This window comes from Bradyrhizobium sp. USDA 3262 (genome assembly GCF_054060035.1).
The window spans coordinates 7,385,351-7,403,822 of sequence record NZ_JBSSCT010000001.1 but is presented as its reverse complement, the minus strand read 5'-3'; the positions used below and the strand labels follow the sequence as shown (position 1 = coordinate 7,403,822).

The window sequence follows — 18,472 nt, the reverse complement described above, 5'->3', positions numbered from 1 at the left end:
CGGTGACGCAAAGCAGGCGCGATGTCGCGCGCTGCGATTGGCAGTGCTAGGTTCGCCCCGAACGAAGCATGAAGAAGGGATATCGGATCATGGCAGCAGAGAAGGTCGCGCTCGTTACCGCAGGCGGCAGCGGCATGGGAGCAGCGGCGGCGCGGCGCCTCGCGGCCGATGGTTTCCGCGTTGCGATCCTGTCGTCGTCGGGCAAGGGCGAGGCGCTGGCGAAGGAGCTCGGCGGCCTCGGCTTCACCGGCTCGAACCGTTCCAACGATGATCTGAAGCGCGCCGTCGACGGCGTGGTGGCGCGCTGGGGCCGCATCGATGCGCTGGTCAACAGCGCCGGCCACGGCCCGCGCGCCGGCGTGCTCGAGCTGACCGACGAGCAGTGGCACACCGGTCTCGACGTCTATCTGATGAACGTGATCCGCCCGACGCGTCTCGTTGCACCTCACATGCAGGCGCAGAAGTCGGGTGCGATCGTCAACATCTCCACCGCCTGGGCGTTCGAGCCGAGCGCGATGTTTCCGACCTCGGCGGTGTTCCGCGCCGGGCTCGCCGCGTTCACGAAACTGTTCACCGACAGCTACGCCGCCAGCAATGTGCGCATGAACAATGTGCTGCCGGGCTGGATCGACAGCCTGCCGGCAACCGACGAGCGCCGCGACAGCGTGCCGATGAAGCGCTACGGCAAAGCTGAGGAGATCGCCGCAACCATCAGCTTCCTCGTCTCCGACGGCGCGGGCTACATCACCGGCCAGAACATCCGCGTCGATGGCGGATTGATGCGCTCGATTTGAGGACTTGCCGAACGACCGGAAAGTGAAGCTAGCCAGCGTCGCGCTGCAATCGCGAGGCTGTAGAAGATGATGGCCCGGAAGGGTGTTGCGACGCAATCCAAGAAACGGCGCGAGATCGCTAAGTGCGCGACGTCGCGCGCTTTCGCCATACCCGCAAGTCAGCCATGACCTTTATGCTCGCGCCCAGCACCAGTGCGCACAGCGCAGTCTTCGACACCGTCTCCATCGTCCCCTCGACCAGCATGCCATGGATCACGCTGCCTGCGACGATGATCACCGCAAGCGACATATGGGCAAGGCGCCATGTTCGCGGTCGCAGTCGCAATCGCCGGCGCAGTGCCGCCAGCAGCGCGACGGCGAAGATGGCCCACATGGCGATCACACCCCATGGGGAGAACGGCGTCGGCGATGAGAAGAGCAGGGCGTCGATCATGTCCGGCGGACTGGTGATCCAAAGGCCGGCGACATGGATCACCACCGCCGCGACCAGCGCGCCTCCAATCCAGTGGTGTGCTCGCCGTCCGCGATAAGCGGCCAGTCCCGGCAAGTATCCGCCAATCAGCAGGGGCTGAACGAGCGCAAGACCCAGCGCGATAATCCCTGCGAATCCCGCCAGGATGTAGACCGGACCGCGCCATGCGAGCAGTGGGCTCGCCGCTGCCGCGGCGATCGGCACGCAAACGGCGGCCACAAGGGCGGCCCAGATCAGGGTCGCCCGGGCCAATCTCATCCTGTTTGATCCCAACCCGGTCAGGCCGGCTGAAGCACGAAATGCGCCTCAAGGCTGGTATCTTTTGCGCTCCGCATCACGGGACGCAGAAAGACGGTTTTGAATTCACCGCTGTCATAGGCGAGGTGACCATGCGGTTGGCCGAAGATCGGAATGATCTGCGGGATCTCGAGACGAAACGCCCCGTCCTTGTCGGTAAGCGTGGCGCCATGGCTCTGCGGCTCGTGCTCCTGCCCTTCGGTCGTGTGCCCCCAAATCTGGATGCGCTGCCCGGCAAGCGGAGCCCCGTCGCCTGCGCGGCGTACGGTGCCGCTCATCCAGAAGCCGCCTTTGCCGATCCGATCCACGATCGGCGCACCCTTGCGGTAGTTGTTCGACCCGCCCGCCATCGAGTCAGTCGGTGCGAGGCCTTCAGCGCGGGCGGGTAGCAGGAGCCCGGCAACCCCGGTTGCCAGGGCGGAGCCGCCAGCGGCGAGCAGGATGCGACGGTTGAACACGACGGTGGTCATGTGGATTCTTCCTCCTGGCGACCGTGCAATTGCTCCGTGCAGGCTACAACAACAGCCGCGAGGTGCCCAGCTGAGGGACGCGAAGGGCGCGATAGGTCGCAGAGTTGTGAATGGGCGTGCCGGCCGCTCGACCCGCGTCATTGGCGAGGCAAATTGATGCCTCCGTGTATGCGGTGCGGTGGGATTGCGTCGGTTCGCGCGCAGTGATGGAATGCGGCGTCGACCTTCCGTCATGTGCCCGGGCCCGCAGCAACACCACTTGCGTCTACGCGCTGCGCGGCGCGCTCCAGGCCGCGCGCGTCATAATTGCGGCGACCTCTGATTGCGTTTGTCGTGATGACAAACTGAAAACGCAGGGCTAGCCTTCCGTCAAATCAAAACATACGGGAGGAATGGCATGCCAGACGCAGCAGTTGCAGCACGCGCTTCAGACTCCACGCAGAGCGGAACCACGCAGCAGGTCGACGTTGCGGTGGTCGGCGCCGGCTTCGCCGGACTTTACCTGCTGCATCGATTGCGCAAGGCGGGCTTCTCGGCGGTCGCGCTCGAAGAGGGCGCCGATGTCGGCGGCACCTGGTACTGGAATCGTTATCCCGGCGCGCGCTGCGACATTCAGACCATCGACTACAGCTACACCTTCGATCCCGAGCTCGATCAGGCCTGGACCTGGTCGGAGAAATACGCCACCCAGCCGGAAATCCTGCGCTATCTCGGCTTCGTCGCCGACCGCTACGATCTGCGTCGCGACATCAGGTTCGGCACCAAGGTCACGAAGGCGACCTGGAACGATGCGACCGGGCGCTGGCAGATCTCGACCAACAACGGCGCCAACGTCTCGTGCCGCTACTACATCATGGCGACCGGCTGCCTGTCGTCGCCGAAGCCGCCGGAGATCGACGGCGTCAAGGATTTCAAGGGCGAGATCTATTTCACCGGCCGCTGGCCGCATCAGGGCGTCGATCTCAAGGGCAAGCGCGTTGCCGTGATCGGTACCGGATCGTCGGGCATTCAGTCGATTCCTTTGATCGCCGAGCAAGCCGCGCAGCTCACCGTGTTCCAGCGCACCCCGAACTTCGCGCTGCCTGCGGGCAACGGCCCGGCGCCGGAGGATCGCAAGACGTATTTCGAGAGCGACCGCGCCGCCTATCGCGAGCAGGCGCGCCAGTCGATGGCCGGCGTGCCCTATCCGCAGCAGACCGTGGTGAGCTGGCAATTGAGCGACGCCGAGCGTCGCGAGCGGTTCGAGAAGGCGTGGGCGGCGGGCGACCTCGTCCACATCCTGACCCAGCTCTGGGCCGACCAGGCGGTCGATGTCGACGGCAACAGATTGGTCGCCGATCTGATCCGCGAGAAGATCGGCGCTGTGGTCAAGGATCCGGAGACGGCGGCGGCGCTCGCCCCGCATGATCATCCGTTCGGCGCCAAGCGGCCCTGCCTCGATACCAATTACTACGCGACCTACAACCGCCCGAACGTGACGCTGGTGAATCTGCGGCAGGAGCCGATCGAGGGGATCACCACCAGCGGCATCTCCACCAACGGACGCAAGTTCGATGTCGACGTCATCGTGTTCGCCACCGGCTTCGACGCGATGACCGGCGCGATCATGGCGGTGCATCCGATCTCCGGCCGTGGCGGCAAGTCGTTGTCGGATGTCTGGGCGCACGGACCGCAGACCTATCTCGGCGTCACCGTCGCGGGCTTCCCCAATCTGTTCATGATCACCGGTCCCGGCAGCCCGTCGGTGCTGTCGAACATGGCGGTCTCGATCGAGCAGCATGTCGACTGGGTGGTCGACCGCATCGCCGCGCTGCGCGACGCCGGCTTCAGCACGATGGAAGCGACCGAGACCGCGCAGGCCGGCTGGGAACGCCACATGGCCGATTGCGCGACGCTGACGCTGCATCGGCTCGCCAACACCTGGTACACGGGCGCCAACGTGCCCGGCAAGCCGCAGGGCGTGATGCCTTATACCGGCGGCGTAGGCCCGTATCGCAGCATCTGCAACGAGGTGGTCGGCCGCGGCATGCTCGGCTTCAAGCTCTCGGGTCCCGGCGTTGCCGAGCAATGCAATGACGGCGAGATCGTGCGCCTGCAGCCGGACGTGCGGCTGGTGCTGAATCTGCTCGGCGAGATGAACCTGCCGCCGCTCGAGACGATGGGGGCGCAGGGCGCGCGCGACTTCCTCACCGAGTTCAACAAGGGCCGTCCTGCCGGCCGCCCGGTCGGCGAGGTCGGCAGCGGCATGCTGCAGGGCGCAGACGGTCCGCTGCCGTACAAGCTCTACCGGCCGGCGACGCCGGGGCCGCATCCGATCGTGGTGTATTTCCACGGCGGCGGCTGGGTGCTCGGCGACGAGATGTCGGACGATCCGTTCTGCCGCGACCTGTGCCGGCGCACCGGCATGATCGTCGTCAGCGTCGGCTATCGCCATGCGCCCGAGCATCGCTTCCCGGCCGCGGCCGAGGACGGCTATGCGGCGGCGCGCTGGATCGCAGCCCACACCGCCGAGCTCGGCGGCAGGGCAGGGCCGCTGCTGGTCGCCGGCTGGAGCGCCGGCGGCAACATCGCGGCGGTCACCTGCCAGCTCGCGCGCGATCGCGGCGGGCCTGAGATCGCGGGCCAGCTCCTGATCTGTCCGGTCACCGACTCCACATTCGACCGGCCGTCCTATCTCGACAACGCGGCCGGCTATTTCCTGACCCGCGGGCTGATGTACTGGTTCTGGGACCTGTACTGCTCGCCGGCCGACCGCACCGACCCGCGCGTCGCGCCGCTGCGCGGCAAGCTCGAAGGCCTGCCGCCGGCATTCATCGCGACCAGCGAGTTCGACCCGCTGCGCGACGAGGGCATCGCCTATGGCGACGCGCTCGCCAAGGCCGGCGTCAAGGTCGAGCAGCTCAAGGCGCAGGGCCACTTCCACTCGTCGTTCGTGATGGTCGACGTCATCATCACCGGCGTTGCCGGCCGCGTGAAGATGGCGAAGGCGTTGCGGCGCTTCGCCGGCCTGCCCGAGGAGGTCGAGCAGGACAACGTCGCCGCGCCGGAGGTCAACGCGGCGGCGAACTAGATCGGGTTTGAATTGCAGCCGCGCTCCCTCTCCCGCTTGCATGCACTTGCGGGGGAGGCGCGTTGCGAAAATATCGAAACAACCCCATGCAAAGGAGCCGGCGGTGGCAGGCGTTCGACCAAGCCACTTGACGCGTCGGGCAACTCACGGATATATTTCTAATATGCCGAAATCATGCGGACGCACGCTCGCCTCAGCGTGCATATGGCATTTGCGTGCTTCCGTAACCGAGGTTTCCACGTCGTCGTGGCCAATAGCCATATGCGATAGCCCTGCGCTTGCGGGGGAGGTGCAGCAGTCTGCCGCGAGACCTTTCAACCTGGCGACATCTCGCGCTAGAGCTTCGGTTCTGATTGAATCAGAACCGAAGCTCTAGATTCTTGTTTTGACGCGTTTTCTTCACGCGAACCGGTGTCCGCTTCGCTCGAAAACGCGCTAACCGAGCTCGAACGTCGTGACGCCGAACACGCGATCGATCCGCAATGGCGGGATCGCGCCGGTATACATCCGCGCGGTCTCGAACACCGGTGACAGCCCGAGATCTTGCGCCAGCGCGACGGCGTCACGGTTGATCGCGGGGACGTCGAGGAAGATCTCGCCGCCGCCTGCGCTCGCGAGCAAGGCCGACAGGATGGTCTTGGCACCGGTGCGGTCGTCGGCCACCAGCGGACCGATCTTGCGGCCGGTCCGGCACGGGCGGATCACGCCCCAGCCGGCCAGCCTGCCGTCGCGCATCAGCGCGCGCCCGACATGTCCCGGCGTGTTGATCCAGCTGCGCAGGAAGGCCGGGCGGGGCGCGGGAAATACCGTGGCGTCATCGGCCTCGATCAGCGCCATCGGTACATCGCTCAGCGCGACGATGCCGGCATTCGGTGCCGGCGGTGCGGCGACAGTGCCGCCATAGCGCACATTGGCGTAAGCGAGAGCGAAGCCGGACTTCTGGTAGTTCGCCTGCTGCGCCACCACGCCATCGAGCCCGATCACGCGCGGGCGCGCGTGCGCGATGGCCGCATTCCAGGTCTTCAGGCCGTGGCCGCGGCCGCGCAGGTCCGGGCGCACGATGTAGAAGCCCAGGAAGGAAAATTGCGCGCCGTAATTGACGCAGGAGATCACCGCGGCCGGCTGGCCGTCGAGCTCACCGATCAAGAATCCTTGCGGATCCTCCGTGGCAAAGCAGGGCGCATCGGCGAGACCGGGATTCCATCCCTCCGCCGCGGCCCAGTCCACCGCCAGCGCGATTTCGTCGGGCTGCATCGTGCGTATGATGATTTCGTTCATGGCCGATGATCTCTTCGCGCCGGTGTTGTTGATCGTGCACATCGACGGCGGGAGAACAATCCCCCTTGGGGGCCTAAAGAGTGTGGGTCCGTCAAGCTGATGAGGCCGCAGGGACCGCGCCGGTGCGGCGCCATGCTCAGGCGAGGCTGACCAGTTCGGGCTGGCGGTGCGTGCCGGTTTTGGCGAAGGCCGACTTCAACTGGTTGCGTGCCGTGTCACGAACGATTCCGAGCCGTTCGGCCGCGTCGGCGATCGAGAGGCCGCCCGCGAGCAGCGCCACCAGCCGCGCTTCTGCCGGCGTGAGGTCGAATGCCTGCGCGATCAAGCAGGGCTCGGGCATCGCGCGTGGCGTCAGATTGACGAAGACCAGCATCGCCCGCGCGCCGAGGAAGACGTTGCGTGCCGCACCGTCGACCGGCAACACGCGCAAGACCACCGGACCCTTGTGCGTACGGCGGATCAGGATTGGCTCGATTGGCAGCGCCGCGCGCTCGGGTGCGGCGCGGATCAGATCGACGACTTGATCAAACCGCGCCTGTGCCGCTCTGTCGCGCACGATCAGCCGGCGATCCCTGATCCTGATGTCCGCATCGAAGCCGGCATCGGCGGCTGCGTTGTGATCAATCACGAGGCCGGCGCGGTCGAGTACGGCGGCCGGCTGCCGCACCCGATCGAGGATACCGGTCATGGAGGCGAGCGCGATGCGGCCGACCACGGTCGACAGTGTCGCTGTCTCTGTCAGGCGCGGCCCCAGCTGCGCCAGTAGCCGCGTCTCGCGTGTCTCGAAAAGTCCCTCCTGTCCGGTGCGCTGCAACGTCAGCACCCACGGTGCGCGGTCGGCCCAGAAGCCGATGCCGGCGAACCATTTGAAGCCGAACGGATACAGCACCTCATTGTACATCGGATCGGACCGGATCTGCTCGGGCGTCAGCAAGTCCTGATCGGTGATCACTTCGCCGGCCATTGCTCGCGGAACGCCTGGAGCGCGAGAGTCCTGCTCATGCCAGTTGTGTGCGAAGTAGAGCTGCACCATTTCTTCGGTCGACGCCGTGCGCGGCACATCCGGGGTCCGCACATCGCTTTGCAGCAGCACGGCGCCGGTTGCGCCCACCGCTTCGCAGATCGACGTCATGATGTCGGTCCACGCCGTCGGGTCGACCACCGCGTCCCCCAGCCGCGCCATCACGCTGGACATTTGGTCTGGGTCGATATCCCCGTTCATGCAGGGAATTGTCGCGCGAGGTGGCGTCGCGCGACAAGCGCCAAGTTGCGGTCCTTCCAAAAGAAATAGTCGGATTGGATCGTCACTCGCCGGTCTTGCGACGGCCGGGGATCAATCCGCCTGCTTCGGCCGGTACGCCGCAAAGAACACGCGCGTCGCGCTGTCGACGACGGTTGCGATCCGCTCCGGCGAGGGCGACGGCCTGGCCTGGAAGATGAACGCCTGGAACAGCGTCGCCTGGCACATCTGCATGAACTGCCAGGCCGCGAGCTGGTAGTCGTCGATCACGAGCTCGCCGAGCGCGGCGCGCGCCTCGAGATAGGCGGCGAAGCGGTCGACGGTGTGGGCGATGACGTGGGTGTAGAACCGGCTGCCGAGCTCGGGCATCCGCTCGGCGATCGCCATCACGGTGCGGATCGCCGAGCCGCCGCCGGGCCGGCACAACACCGCGACATAGGCGCGGCCGAATTCGGGAAGGGTGGTGTCGACGTCGCGCGCCGGATCGAAATTGAAGACGACCTTGCCCTGCTCGAGCTTTTCCTCCTCGACGATCGCCGCGAACAGCCCGGCCTTGTCGGGGAAATAGACGTAGAGTGTGCCTTTGGAGACGCCGGCGGCGCGCGCGATCTCGCCCATGCTCGCGCCGTCAAAGCCGAGCTCCAGGAACACCTTGCGGGCGCCGTCCAGGATCTGGCGGCGTTTCGACGATTCCTCCTCGCCGACGGATTGGAGGGAGGTTCGGGGCGCTGCAACCATTGATTTAGCTTCTCGGGAAAGAACTCAACCCAGAGTAGGAAAGGGAAGAATCGAAGCTTTATAATCTAACGGGTGGAATATAGATTGACCGAACCGTTCGGTCAATGGTATCTCAGGAGTGACGATGCGCCGCACGGCCCTTATTCCGCCATCGCGCGCGTCAAGATTTTTGTGGGGAGCCTCGGCTATGGCCGCAGCACGGGATCAGGCTGCACGCATTGTTCGTTCCGAGCCTGAGATGGCCGAGGACGCGGTCGCGCGCGATGCATCCGCCGATGTCGGCGAGCAGAGCCGTGCCGATGAAGCCAAGCGTCCCGCGGAGGCGCCGCCCGCGTCTGCGCCCGAGCAGCCGGCGGCTTCGCCCGCTGCGGCGCCAGCGCCGAAATCCGGCAAGCGCAAATTCGTGATGATGGGCGTGGTCGGCCTGCTCGCGCTCGCCGCAGCAAGCTACGCCGCCTATTACCTGATGGTCGGGCGCTTCTACGTCTCGACCGACGATGCCTATGTCCGCGCCAACAACTCCATGCTCGGCGCGCGCGTCGCGGGCCATATCGCGGCGATCCTGCCCGGCGACAACGCACTGGTGCGCGCGGGCGACGTGATTTTCCGGATCGATGATGGCGACTACCGTATCGCGGTCGACGCCGCCCGCACCCGGATCGCGACCCAGCAGGCGACGATCGAGCGCATCGGCCGCCAGGTTGCGGCGGCGGTGAGTTCGGTCGAGCAGGCTCAGGCGCAACTCGTGTCGGCGCAGGCCGGCCTGAAGCGCGCCGATCTCGATTTCGACCGCCAGCAGGCGCTCAGCACCAAGGGTTTTGCCTCGCGCGCCACCTTCGAAGTCTCGGAGGCCGGCCGCGATCAGGGCGCGGCCAGCGTGCGATCAGCGCAGGCGGCCTATGATGCTGCCAAGGACAATGTCGAGGTGACCAAGGCGCAGCAGGCCGAGGCCCGCGCCCAGCTCGCCGAATTGCAGACCCAGCTCGCCAAGGCCGAGCGCGATCTCGAATTCACCAATGTCCGTGCGCCGGTCGACGGCACCTTCTCCAACCGCCTGGTCAACACCGGCGACTATATCAATGTCGGTCAGCGGCTCGGCAATGTGGTGCCGCTCGACGGCGTCTACATCGACGCCAACTATAAAGAGACCCAGCTCAAGCGCATCCGCACCGGGCAGCGCGTGACGATCAAGGTCGACGCCTACGGCTTCCGCAAGTTCACCGGCCTCGTCGACAGCATTTCGCCGGCGGCGGGCTCGGTGTTCACGCTGCTGCCACCCGACAACGCCACCGGCAACTTCACCAAGATCGTGCAGCGCCTGCCGGTCCGCATCCGCGTGCCGGCCAGCGTCGCCAGGCAGGGCCTCTTGCGCGCCGGCATGTCGGTCTACACCACCGTCGACACCCGCGAGGGCGCGGCGGACGCCGACGCCGAAACCGATCTCGACGCGCCGATGATGATCCATCCGCAGTGATGTCTTGAGAGCAGGCGGCATATGACGTCTGATCGGAGAATTGCCGCATCAACTGTCCACCTCTCCCCTTGTGGGAGAGGTCGGATTGCATCGCCAGATGCAATCCGGGTGAGGGGTTCCGGCCTCTCGTGGGACCTGCGGCCCTCACCCGCGCCTTCGGCGCGACCTCTCCCCAACGGGGAGAGGTGTTAGGAAGCAGCGAGCTCATAGCCCATGGCTGATACGACCACTGCTTCGCCCTCGATGATGACCGGCGCCTCGGAGTCCGAGCGCCTCCAGCCGAAACGGGTGGTTGCCTTCATCATCATGGTGTTCGGCATGTTCATGTCGATCCTGGACATCCAGATCGTCTCGGCCTCGCTGTCCGAGATCCAGGCCGGCCTGTCGGCGAGTTCGACCGAAGTGTCGTGGGTGCAGACCGCCTATCTGATCGCCGAAGTGATCGCGATTCCCTTGTCCGGATTCCTGTCGCGCGCGCTCGGCACAAGGCTGTTGTTCGCGATCTCGGCGTTCGGCTTCACCGCCTCGAGCCTGCTGTGCGGCTTCGCCTCCTCGATCGAGCAGATGATCCTGTGGCGCGCGCTGCAGGGCTTTCTCGGCGCCGGCATGATCCCGACGGTGTTCGCCTCGGCCTACACGATCTTCCCGCGCACCAAATTCCACATCGTGGCGCCGATCATCGGCCTCGTCGCGACGCTTGCGCCGACGGTTGGACCGACGGTCGGCGGCTACATCACCGATCTGATGTCGTGGCACTGGCTGTTCTTCATCAACATCGTGCCTGGCGTCATCATTACAGCTGGCGTGCTGGCACTGGTCGATTTCGACCAGCCGAACTTCGCGCTGCTCGAGCGCTTCGACTGGTGGGGCCTGATCTTCATGGCCGGCTTCCTCGGCTCGCTCGAATATGTGCTGGAGGAAGGTCCGCAATATGAGTGGCTGCAGGACACCTCGGTCGCGGTCTGCGCCGCGATCGGCTTCGTCTCGGCGGTCGCGTTCTTCTGGCGCGTCCTGACCGCGGAGGAGCCGATCGTCGATCTCTACGCCTTCTCCAACCGCAACTTCGCGGTCGGCTGCGTGCTGCAGTTCTGCATCGGCATCGGGCTCTACGGCCTGACTTACGTCTATCCGCGCTATCTCGCCGAGATCCGCGGCTACAGCGCGCTGATGATCGGCGAGACCATGTTCGTCTCCGGCGTCACCATGTTCTTCATGGCGCCCGTGGTCGGGCGGCTGATGCAGAAGGTCGATTTGCGCTATATCATCGCCTTCGGTCTCGTGACCTTCGCGCTCGGCTCCTGGCAGATGACCTGGATCACCCGCGACTATGATTTCTACGAGCTGCTGCTGCCGCAGATCCTGCGCGGCATCGGCATGATGTGCGCGATGGTGCCGACCAACAACATCGCGCTCGCGACATTGCCGCAGGACCGCGTCAAGAACGCCTCCGGCCTGTTCAACCTGATGCGCAACCTCGGCGGCGCGGTGGGGCTCGCCGTCATCAACCAGGTGCTCAACGACCGCACCGATCTGCACATCTCGCGGCTGCATGACCGCGTAACCTGGGGTAACACCACCGCGGTCGAGACCCTCAACATGTTCACCCAGCGCATGCAGGGCATGGGCGATTCCGCCATCATGGCGATGAAGCAGCTTTCTCAGATCGTGCACCGCCAAGCCGCGGTGATGGGCTATGGCGACGCTTTCTTCATGCTGTCGCTGTTCTATGTCGCGCTCAGCCTTCTGGTGCTGTTCGTCAACAAGCCGCCGTCGATGACCGCGAGCGGCGGCGACGCGCATTAGGTGGTGTCATTTGTTCTTCGTAGCCCGCATGAGCGAAGCGACATGCGGGACCGATCTCAGCAGTTCATCACCGAACGTGACGCGGCCCCGGATATCGCTTCGCTCATCCGGGCTACGAAGCTTCGAGATGCCAAGCGCTGATCTGTATTGACGCAAGCGTCTGCTCGTCTGCAATATTCCAGCATCGTAGCCCGCATGAGCGAAGCGACATGCGGGACCGATCTCAGCAGTTCATCACTGAACGTGACGCAGCCCCGGATATCGCTTCGCTCATCCGGGCTACGAAGCTTCGAGATCCCAGCCGCTGATCTGTATTGACGCGAGCGTCTGCTAATCTGCAATATTCTGACATCGTAGCCCGCATGAGCGAAGCGACATGCGGGACCGATCTCAGCAGTTCATCACTGAGCGATGACTGGCGTCCCCGGATATCGCTTCGCTCATCCGGCCTACGAAGCTTCGAGATCCCAGGCGCCGATCTGTATTGACGCAAGCGTCTGTCAATCTGCAATATTCTGGCATCGTAGCCCGCATGAGCGAAGCGACATGCGGGACCGATCTCAGCAGTTCATCACCGAACGTGACGCGGCCCCGGATATCGCTTCGCTCATCGGGGCTACGAAGCTTCGAGATCCCAAGCGCTGATCTGTATTGACGCAAGTGTCTGCTAGTCTGCAATATTCTGGCATCGTAGCCCGCATGAGCGAAGCGACATGCGGGAATGCTGCGGGGGCTGGGGCATGGTCAGATACCGACGCAACTTCATCCCGGGCGGTACGTTCTTCTTTACGGTCACACTCGATGACCGGCGATCCAGCCTGCTCGTGGATTATATCGCGGCGCTGCGGGATGCGTTCGGTACCGCCCGTCGCGAACGTCCGTTCTCAGTCGATGCAGTGGTGGTGCTCCCCGATCACCTCCACGCGATCCTTACACTGCCGCAAGGCGATTCCGATTTCGCAGGTCGCTGGCGTCGGATTAAAGGACACTTCAGCAGCCGGTTGCTTGCTGCCTCGATAGAGCTGAAGCGTCGATCGAATGGCGATCTGGCGCTTTGGCAGCGGCGGTTTTGGGAGCACACAATCCGCGATGAAGATGACTTCGCGCGGCACGTCGATTACATCCATTTCAACCCAGTCAAGCATGCCTTGGTCCGGCGCGTGTGCGATTGGCCGCATTCCTCGTTTCATCGTTATGTGAGGGAGGGCGTGTTGCCATTCGACTGGGCGGGCGATGCGGGAGAAGGCGGAAGTTTTGGCGAACGTCGTGAGTGAGATGGGTTGGCGGATCTTCATTCGTAGCCCGCATGAGCGGAGCGACATGCGGGGACGGTGGCCGACCTGATCCGATGATCGCATCGAGCGATGACCGGCGCCCCCGGATATCGCTTCGCTCATCCGGGCTACGAAAGTGTGCCGTTGTCGCGGGCTGAGCGCATCGGATTCGCGCGCGGGCTGCGCCCGGTCGCGTGAATAGCTGATATCGTCGACACATTGACGCACTCACGCCGATGTTACCTTGCCAATCGCACGTGATGCATTTATAAGCAGCGCTTCCTTACTCGAACCGGGGAGATGCGCATGAAGTCGCTTATTTCGCAGATCGCGCGCCCGCGTTCGACGGTGCTGGACGCCTTTACGCGTTAGCTCCCGGCGCTGATCGGGCCTGATCCCCGATCAGCAAAACTTCCCAACGATTTATCGACAATTTCCAGCGGCGCTCGCGGTCGGATTCCGTCCGCACGTCGCCTCAGATGGAGCCGGCTCGCGCTGCAAAAGCGTGGCCGGAATGTGCCATGACCTCTCTGACGACCAAGCGGCCGGCCGCGATCCGGATCGTGCTTCCCTTTGTCTTCCGCCATTGGCTGGAACAGCCGCTCCGTGCCTCCGCGGTGACGGCGGGATTCCTCGGCGCAACCGCGGCCGACCTGTTCATGCCGGTGTTTTCCGGCCATCTGGTCGACGCGCTGACCGCGGGCGCCACCGATGCGGCCGCGCGCCACGCGGCGATGCTGGCGTTCGGCGCCATCGTCGGCCTCGGCGCGCTGTCGCTGGTGCTGCGGCTGGTCGGCATCCAGACCATCGTGCCGTTCACGCTGAAGACGATGTCCGATGTCGGGCAGCAGGCCTTCATGCGGGTGCAGCGCTTCTCGACCGACTGGCACGCCAATTCGTTCGCCGGCTCCACCGTGCGCAAGATCACGCGCGGCATGTGGGCGCTCGATTTGCTGAACGACACGATCCTGATGGCGCTGCTGCCGTCGGCCGTGGTGCTGGTCGGCTCGATGATCCTGCTCGGCGTGCATTGGCCGCAGCTCGGCGCGGTGATCGCGGTCGGCTCGGTGATCTATGTCGCGATGACCATGGTGTTCCAGGTGCGCTATGTGGCGCCTGCCGCGCGCGTTTCCAATGCGTGGGACACCAAGGTCGGCGGCACGCTAGCCGACGCCTTGACCTGCAACGCGGTGGTGAAGTCGTTCGGCGCGGAGACGCGCGAAGACGTGCGGCTCGATGGCGTCATCAGCCGCTGGCGCCGGCGGGTGCGGCGGACCTGGTTCCGCTACAACCACACCTCGACGGCGCAGCTCGTGGTGCTGCTGTGCTTCCGCGCCTCGGTGATCGGCGGTGCGATCCTGCTGTGGGCGCAGGGCCGCGCCACGCCGGGCGACGTCACCTATGTGCTGACCAGCTACTACATCATCCACGCCTATTTGCGGGATGTCGGCATGCACATCAACAACCTGCAGCGTTCGGTGAACGACATGGAGGAACTGGTGCAGATCCATGGCGAGCCGCTCGGCATTGTCGATGCGGATGACGCTGGGACGATCGACATCCAGGGCGGCCGCATCGTGTTCGACGACGTCACGTTCCACTATGGCGGCCATCGCCGGCCGCTCTATGACGAGCTGTCGGTCGACATCGACGCCGGCGAGCGGGTCGGCCTGGTCGGGCGCTCCGGCTCCGGCAAGACGACCTTCGTCAAGCTCGTGCAACGGCTCTACGACGTCTCCGCTGGCCGGATCCTGATCGACGGTCAGGACATCGCCAGGGCGACGCAGCAATCGCTGCGCAGCCAGATCGCGATCGTGCAGCAGGAGCCGATCCTGTTCCACCGCACGCTGGCGGAGAACATCGCCTATGGCCGGCCGGGCGCCGGCATGGAGGCGATCGAGCAGGCGGCGCGGCTTGCCAATGCGCACGACTTCATCATGCGGCTGCCGAAGGGCTACGGCACGCTGGTGGGCGAGCGCGGCGTCAAGCTGTCGGGCGGCGAGCGGCAGCGCGTGGCGCTGGCGCGCGCCTTCCTGGCAGATGCGCCGATCCTGATCCTGGACGAGGCGACCTCGAGCCTCGATTCGGAATCCGAGGCGCTGATCCAGCAGGCGATGGAACGGCTGATGAAGGGGCGGACCTCGATCGTGATCGCGCACCGTCTCTCAACGGTGCGCAGCATGGATCGCATCCTGGTGTTCGACCGCGGCGAGATCGTCGAGCAGGGCACGCACGAGGTGCTGGCCGCGCGTCCCGGCGGCATCTATCGCGGCCTGTTCGAGCGCCAGGCGACCGAGTTCGGCCAGGCCGCGGCTGAGTGAGCGATGACGCGTGGCTGGAGCGTCGGTTCTGATTGGATCAGAACCGACGCTCTCGCATCGCCCGCGCTATTTCTGCGCCAGTCCGTTCCACACCAGCGCGACGCCGGACAGGAACAGCAGCAGCAGCACGACGTCGGAGAAATTGCGGTCGCTGAGCGCGTGATAGAGCCTCGCGCCGAGCCAGGCGCCGAGCAGCGTCCCCGGGAACGCGCACGCCACCAGCCAGATCAGCTCGGGCTTCACAAGGCCGCTTGCGATCTGCACGCAAAGCGCGGCCGCCAGGATCGTGAAGTTGAAGATCTGGAACACGCCGCGGCGCTGCTGCTTGCCCCAGCCGCGCACGCTGGCCCACAGGATCGGCAGCGGGCCGGACAGTCCCGCGAGGCCGCCGAGGATGCCGCCGGCAAAGCCGATCGCGCCGTCGGCCCATTTGCCGCCGAAGGCGATCGACATCGGCTTGCGTTGCAGGAACAGCGCGGTCGGAAACACCAGCAGGAAGACGCCGATCGTCAGCTTGAAGACCTCGGGGTCTGCCTGCGCGATCAGCAGGATGCCGATCGGCACGCCCGCGAGGCCTGCGATGACGAACGGCCAGACCAGGCGAAAATCGATGCTCTTCCAGATCGACGGCAGCGTCGAGAGCTGCGCGATGACCGAGCAGACCAGCACCAGCGGCACCGCGAGTGTCGGCGGCAGCACATAGAGCCAGATGCCGAGCGCCATCAGCGCCGTGCCGAAGCCGGCAAGGCCGGAGACGAAACCGCCGGCAAGCGCGCCGAAGAACAGGATCGCATAGCTTGCCGGGGTCATCCTCATCTCGTTCTTATGATCGTTGCCGGGACGTTTACACGACGCAAGCTGTCGGTACACTTCAAAATCGCGGCTCATCAACGACAATCGGAACGGAAGCATCCCATGACTGCGAACTCGCAAAAAACCTTTCTGGTCTGTCACGGCGCCTGGTCGGCAGGCTGGGCATGGAAGAAGATGCATCCCCTGATGCAGGCCGCCGGGCATCGGCTGGTCACGCCGAGCTACACCGGGCTCGGCGAGCGCGCGCACCTTGCGCATCAGGGACTCGACCTCGAAGCGCATATCCAGGATGTGCTCAGCGTCATCAGTTACGAAGACCTGCACGACATGGTGCTGATCGGGCACTCCTATGGCGGCATGGTCGCGACCGGCGTCGCCGACCGGGTGCGCGAGCGCGTCGCGCAGATGATCTATCTCGACGCCTTCGTGCCGCGCGACGGCCAATCACTGTTCGATCTCAACGAAGGGGCCATCGAGACCATGCGTGAGCTCGCGAGCGACGGCGACGGCTGGCGCATACCGCCGATGCCGGTGCCGCCGGACACGTCCGCCGCCGACGTCGCATGGCTGAGCGTGCGGCGCGTCGACATGCCGATCAAATGCTTCGAGCAGAAATTGCGGTTGAAGCACGGCGAGACGAACCTGCCGCGCAGCTACATCTACGCCACCCGCGCCACGCAGGCCGACACGTTCCGCCAGTTCGCCAGCCGCATCAAGAACGAAGCCGGCTGGCGCTATTTCGAGATCGACGCCAGCCATTCGCCGAACGTCACCGCGCCGGAGGCGCTGATGGCGATGCTGCAGGAGATCGTCTCGTGATGAGCCGTCGTACCGTCCAAACGCGCAGCATCGAGGCGTCGCGGGCAGCGCAGCGATTTCCAGCTATCCTTCCGAAGGATCGTGCACTTCGCCGATCTTATGGACTGCGACATTGATCGACATGCCGAGGTAATCGGCGGGATCGCCGAACCACGAGCCGGCCAGCGGAACAGCCTGGCCCGGATGCCGCGCAATGGCCACCGGGATGAGGTCAAAGCCGCTGCTGAGGCAGTTGGTCGGGTCATAATCGAGCCAGCCGGCGCCGGGAAGGAACACCTGCACCCATGCGTGCGTCGCGCCGGAGCCGGTCATCCCCACGTCGCCGCCATCGAGCGCCGCGTCGTACAGATAGCCGCTGACGAAGCGGGATGCGAAGCCGAGCCGGCGCAGCGTCTCGATCATCAGCCAGGCAAAGTCCCGGCAGGTGCCCGATTTGGTGCGTAGCGTCTCGTTCGGAGATTGGGTGCCTTCCGCATCTCTCCCGCGATAGCTGAACCCGCTGCGAAACGTCTCCAGCATCCGGTGCAGCACGTCGATGGTGCCATCCTGATCGCCGGCAACGAAGCTTTTGGTCCACGCCGCAAGGCTGCCGTCCGGATCTTCGGTGTGCGGACGCAGGTAACCGGAAAGGTCGGTCCACTCGTCCGGGGTATACTGCACGGGGACTTCGTCAGCCCGTGACTCCAGCGGAAACGCCTCGATCCCCTTGATGCCGAAATAGATGCCGCGAACCTTGAACGTGAATGTCAGCTCGCTGCCCGGTGCGTTGAATTCAATCACCGTGACGGCATTGGAGCGGGAGTCGGTGACCCAATGCACCTTCGACGGCACGCTCGTGCGTGCGCACCAGCTGAGCAGGCGGGTTGAGGCGCCACGCCGCGGCAAGAACATCGCGCGGTGCGTCCCGAACGTGACCGGCTTTGAATAGCGATAGGTCGTGGTGTGCGTGATTTCGCCAATGATCGCCATGCCCTGGTCCGCTTAGCGACGTGTGCAGCACGGCAGCCGCGCCATGCCAAGTCATATCAAGTCATGTCAAGTCCGCCTCCGATGCCGAATACAATGGGTTGGGCCGGGAGAACGTTGATCTATCTCAATGGTCGCGGGTTCGTTTTGGGCGTGGATGCGCGAATTAACCGAATGGAGCCATGGAAATGGGCATCCTCTGGACGATCATCATTGGATTTATCGTAGGAGTAGTCGCGAAGTTCATTATGCCCGGCAACAAATCCGAGCCCACCGGATTCATTCTGACCACGGTCTTGGGAATCGTCGGCGCGTTCGTCGCGACCTATCTCGGTCAAGCGGTGGGATGGTATCGGTTCGGGGAGGGGGCGGGCTTCATCGGCAGTGTCGTCGGCGCAGTCATCCTGCTTTTTGCGTACGGGCTTTTCACTGGCCGCGAAGGGCGTGCTTGATTGCGACCAGCGTTGCCGACGGCGCGCGCGATTGCGCAAATGCACCCGATCGTTTCGTGGTGAGCGAATTGGCGAAGCCTTCCGCACCGGCGGCGCTGTTCGGCGGCCGTTGATGATGGGAGGCGACGTCTCGTTCGGTCAGATCCGCAGCCGCGCCACGGACAGCAGGTGCGGGCTCTCCGCCATGTGGC

At 64.9% G+C, this 18,472-nt stretch carries 15 protein-coding genes; 8 read left to right on the top strand and 7 right to left on the bottom strand.

Going from position 1 to position 18,472, the window contains the following annotated elements; translation table 11 throughout:
- Positions 1–89 precede the first annotated feature (89 nt).
- Positions 90–794, top strand: coding sequence for an SDR family oxidoreductase (locus ACVWYP_RS35045; protein ID WP_016845816.1), 705 nt, complete (start codon positions 90–92; stop codon positions 792–794).
- A gap of 118 nt (positions 795–912) precedes the next feature.
- Here the strand turns inward: ACVWYP_RS35045 and ACVWYP_RS35040 are convergent, their stop codons facing one another.
- Positions 913–1,524 (bottom strand): ferric reductase-like transmembrane domain-containing protein, encoded by a 612-nt coding sequence (locus ACVWYP_RS35040; protein WP_304496459.1) that lies wholly within the window; start codon positions 1,522–1,524, stop codon positions 913–915.
- Between the two features lie 20 nt (positions 1,525–1,544).
- On the bottom strand, positions 1,545–2,033 hold the full coding sequence (locus ACVWYP_RS35035) for a peptidase associated/transthyretin-like domain-containing protein (RefSeq protein ID WP_304496458.1): 489 nt from the start codon (positions 2,031–2,033) through the stop codon (positions 1,545–1,547).
- A gap of 397 nt (positions 2,034–2,430) precedes the next feature.
- Here ACVWYP_RS35035 and ACVWYP_RS35030 point away from each other — a divergent pair, with 397 nt between their 5' ends.
- Positions 2,431–5,103 (top strand): flavin-containing monooxygenase, encoded by a 2,673-nt coding sequence (locus tag ACVWYP_RS35030; protein ID WP_304496457.1) that lies wholly within the window; start codon positions 2,431–2,433, stop codon positions 5,101–5,103.
- 435 nt (positions 5,104–5,538) lie between these two features.
- Here ACVWYP_RS35030 and ACVWYP_RS35025 read toward each other — a convergent pair whose 3' ends face one another.
- The 3 genes from ACVWYP_RS35025 to ACVWYP_RS35015 all read right to left on the bottom strand — a co-directional run bounded on the left by ACVWYP_RS35025 (position 5,539) and on the right by ACVWYP_RS35015 (position 8,359).
- Positions 5,539–6,381, bottom strand: a complete 843-nt coding sequence (locus ACVWYP_RS35025) for a GNAT family N-acetyltransferase (protein ID WP_304496456.1) — start codon at positions 6,379–6,381, stop codon at positions 5,539–5,541.
- A gap of 136 nt (positions 6,382–6,517) precedes the next feature.
- Entirely contained in the window at positions 6,518–7,576 is a 1,059-nt protein-coding gene (locus ACVWYP_RS35020) for a helix-turn-helix transcriptional regulator (protein ID WP_304496455.1), read from the bottom strand.
- A gap of 138 nt (positions 7,577–7,714) precedes the next feature.
- Complete coding sequence (locus ACVWYP_RS35015; RefSeq protein WP_028342209.1) at positions 7,715–8,359, bottom strand: TetR/AcrR family transcriptional regulator; 645 nt, start codon at positions 8,357–8,359, stop codon at positions 7,715–7,717.
- A 187-nt stretch (positions 8,360–8,546) separates the two neighbouring features.
- Between ACVWYP_RS35015 and ACVWYP_RS35010 the strand changes: the two genes are divergently transcribed.
- The 4 genes from ACVWYP_RS35010 (at position 8,547) to ACVWYP_RS34995 (ending at position 15,231) form a co-directional block, all read left to right on the top strand.
- Positions 8,547–9,833 carry an HlyD family secretion protein gene (locus ACVWYP_RS35010; RefSeq protein WP_456684270.1) on the top strand — a complete coding sequence of 429 codons (1,287 nt, stop codon included), beginning with the start codon at positions 8,547–8,549 and terminating at the stop codon, positions 9,831–9,833.
- 213 nt (positions 9,834–10,046) lie between these two features.
- Positions 10,047–11,636, top strand: coding sequence for a DHA2 family efflux MFS transporter permease subunit (locus ACVWYP_RS35005; RefSeq protein ID WP_028342207.1), 1,590 nt, complete (start codon positions 10,047–10,049; stop codon positions 11,634–11,636).
- Between the two features lie 740 nt (positions 11,637–12,376).
- Positions 12,377–12,910: an REP-associated tyrosine transposase gene (locus ACVWYP_RS35000; RefSeq protein WP_304496453.1), complete on the top strand. Its 534-nt coding sequence runs from the start codon at positions 12,377–12,379 to the stop codon at positions 12,908–12,910.
- A gap of 521 nt (positions 12,911–13,431) precedes the next feature.
- Entirely contained in the window at positions 13,432–15,231 is a 1,800-nt protein-coding gene (locus ACVWYP_RS34995) for an ABC transporter ATP-binding protein (RefSeq protein WP_304496452.1), read from the top strand.
- 66 nt (positions 15,232–15,297) lie between these two features.
- Here ACVWYP_RS34995 and ACVWYP_RS34990 read toward each other — a convergent pair whose 3' ends face one another.
- Positions 15,298–16,041, bottom strand: coding sequence for a sulfite exporter TauE/SafE family protein (locus tag ACVWYP_RS34990; protein ID WP_304496451.1), 744 nt, complete (start codon positions 16,039–16,041; stop codon positions 15,298–15,300).
- Between the two features lie 105 nt (positions 16,042–16,146).
- Between ACVWYP_RS34990 and ACVWYP_RS34985 the strand changes: the two genes are divergently transcribed.
- The gene (locus ACVWYP_RS34985; RefSeq protein ID WP_304496450.1) at positions 16,147–16,863 is read left to right on the top strand and encodes an alpha/beta fold hydrolase; all 717 of its coding nucleotides are present in this window, start codon (positions 16,147–16,149) and stop codon (positions 16,861–16,863) included.
- Positions 16,864–16,926: 63 nt separating this feature from the next.
- Here ACVWYP_RS34985 and ACVWYP_RS34980 read toward each other — a convergent pair whose 3' ends face one another.
- Positions 16,927–17,832 (bottom strand): transglutaminase family protein, encoded by a 906-nt coding sequence (locus tag ACVWYP_RS34980; RefSeq protein WP_304496449.1) that lies wholly within the window; start codon positions 17,830–17,832, stop codon positions 16,927–16,929.
- A 185-nt stretch (positions 17,833–18,017) separates the two neighbouring features.
- Between ACVWYP_RS34980 and ACVWYP_RS34975 the strand changes: the two genes are divergently transcribed.
- Positions 18,018–18,281, top strand: coding sequence for a GlsB/YeaQ/YmgE family stress response membrane protein (locus ACVWYP_RS34975; RefSeq protein ID WP_028342203.1), 264 nt, complete (start codon positions 18,018–18,020; stop codon positions 18,279–18,281).
- Positions 18,282–18,472: the final 191 nt, after the last annotated feature.

What these genes read in the sequence shown, in the direction of transcription:
- ACVWYP_RS35045 (WP_016845816.1), top strand. Translation starts at nt 90, where the DNA reads ATGGCAGCAGAGAAGGTCGCGCTCGTTACCGCAGGCGGCAGCGGCATG.
- ACVWYP_RS35040 (WP_304496459.1), bottom strand. Translation starts at nt 1,524, where the DNA reads ATGAGATTGGCCCGGGCGACCCTGATCTGGGCCGCCCTTGTGGCCGCC.
- ACVWYP_RS35035 (WP_304496458.1), bottom strand. Translation starts at nt 2,033, where the DNA reads ATGACCACCGTCGTGTTCAACCGTCGCATCCTGCTCGCCGCTGGCGGC.
- ACVWYP_RS35030 (WP_304496457.1), top strand. Translation starts at nt 2,431, where the DNA reads ATGCCAGACGCAGCAGTTGCAGCACGCGCTTCAGACTCCACGCAGAGC.
- ACVWYP_RS35025 (WP_304496456.1), bottom strand. Translation starts at nt 6,381, where the DNA reads ATGAACGAAATCATCATACGCACGATGCAGCCCGACGAAATCGCGCTG.
- ACVWYP_RS35020 (WP_304496455.1), bottom strand. Translation starts at nt 7,576, where the DNA reads ATGTCCAGCGTGATGGCGCGGCTGGGGGACGCGGTGGTCGACCCGACG.
- ACVWYP_RS35015 (WP_028342209.1), bottom strand. Translation starts at nt 8,359, where the DNA reads ATGGTTGCAGCGCCCCGAACCTCCCTCCAATCCGTCGGCGAGGAGGAA.
- ACVWYP_RS35010 (WP_456684270.1), top strand. Translation starts at nt 8,547, where the DNA reads ATGGCCGCAGCACGGGATCAGGCTGCACGCATTGTTCGTTCCGAGCCT.
- ACVWYP_RS35005 (WP_028342207.1), top strand. Translation starts at nt 10,047, where the DNA reads ATGGCTGATACGACCACTGCTTCGCCCTCGATGATGACCGGCGCCTCG.
- ACVWYP_RS35000 (WP_304496453.1), top strand. Translation starts at nt 12,377, where the DNA reads ATGGTCAGATACCGACGCAACTTCATCCCGGGCGGTACGTTCTTCTTT.
- ACVWYP_RS34995 (WP_304496452.1), top strand. Translation starts at nt 13,432, where the DNA reads ATGACCTCTCTGACGACCAAGCGGCCGGCCGCGATCCGGATCGTGCTT.
- ACVWYP_RS34990 (WP_304496451.1), bottom strand. Translation starts at nt 16,041, where the DNA reads ATGACCCCGGCAAGCTATGCGATCCTGTTCTTCGGCGCGCTTGCCGGC.
- ACVWYP_RS34985 (WP_304496450.1), top strand. Translation starts at nt 16,147, where the DNA reads ATGACTGCGAACTCGCAAAAAACCTTTCTGGTCTGTCACGGCGCCTGG.
- ACVWYP_RS34980 (WP_304496449.1), bottom strand. Translation starts at nt 17,832, where the DNA reads ATGGCGATCATTGGCGAAATCACGCACACCACGACCTATCGCTATTCA.
- ACVWYP_RS34975 (WP_028342203.1), top strand. Translation starts at nt 18,018, where the DNA reads ATGGGCATCCTCTGGACGATCATCATTGGATTTATCGTAGGAGTAGTC.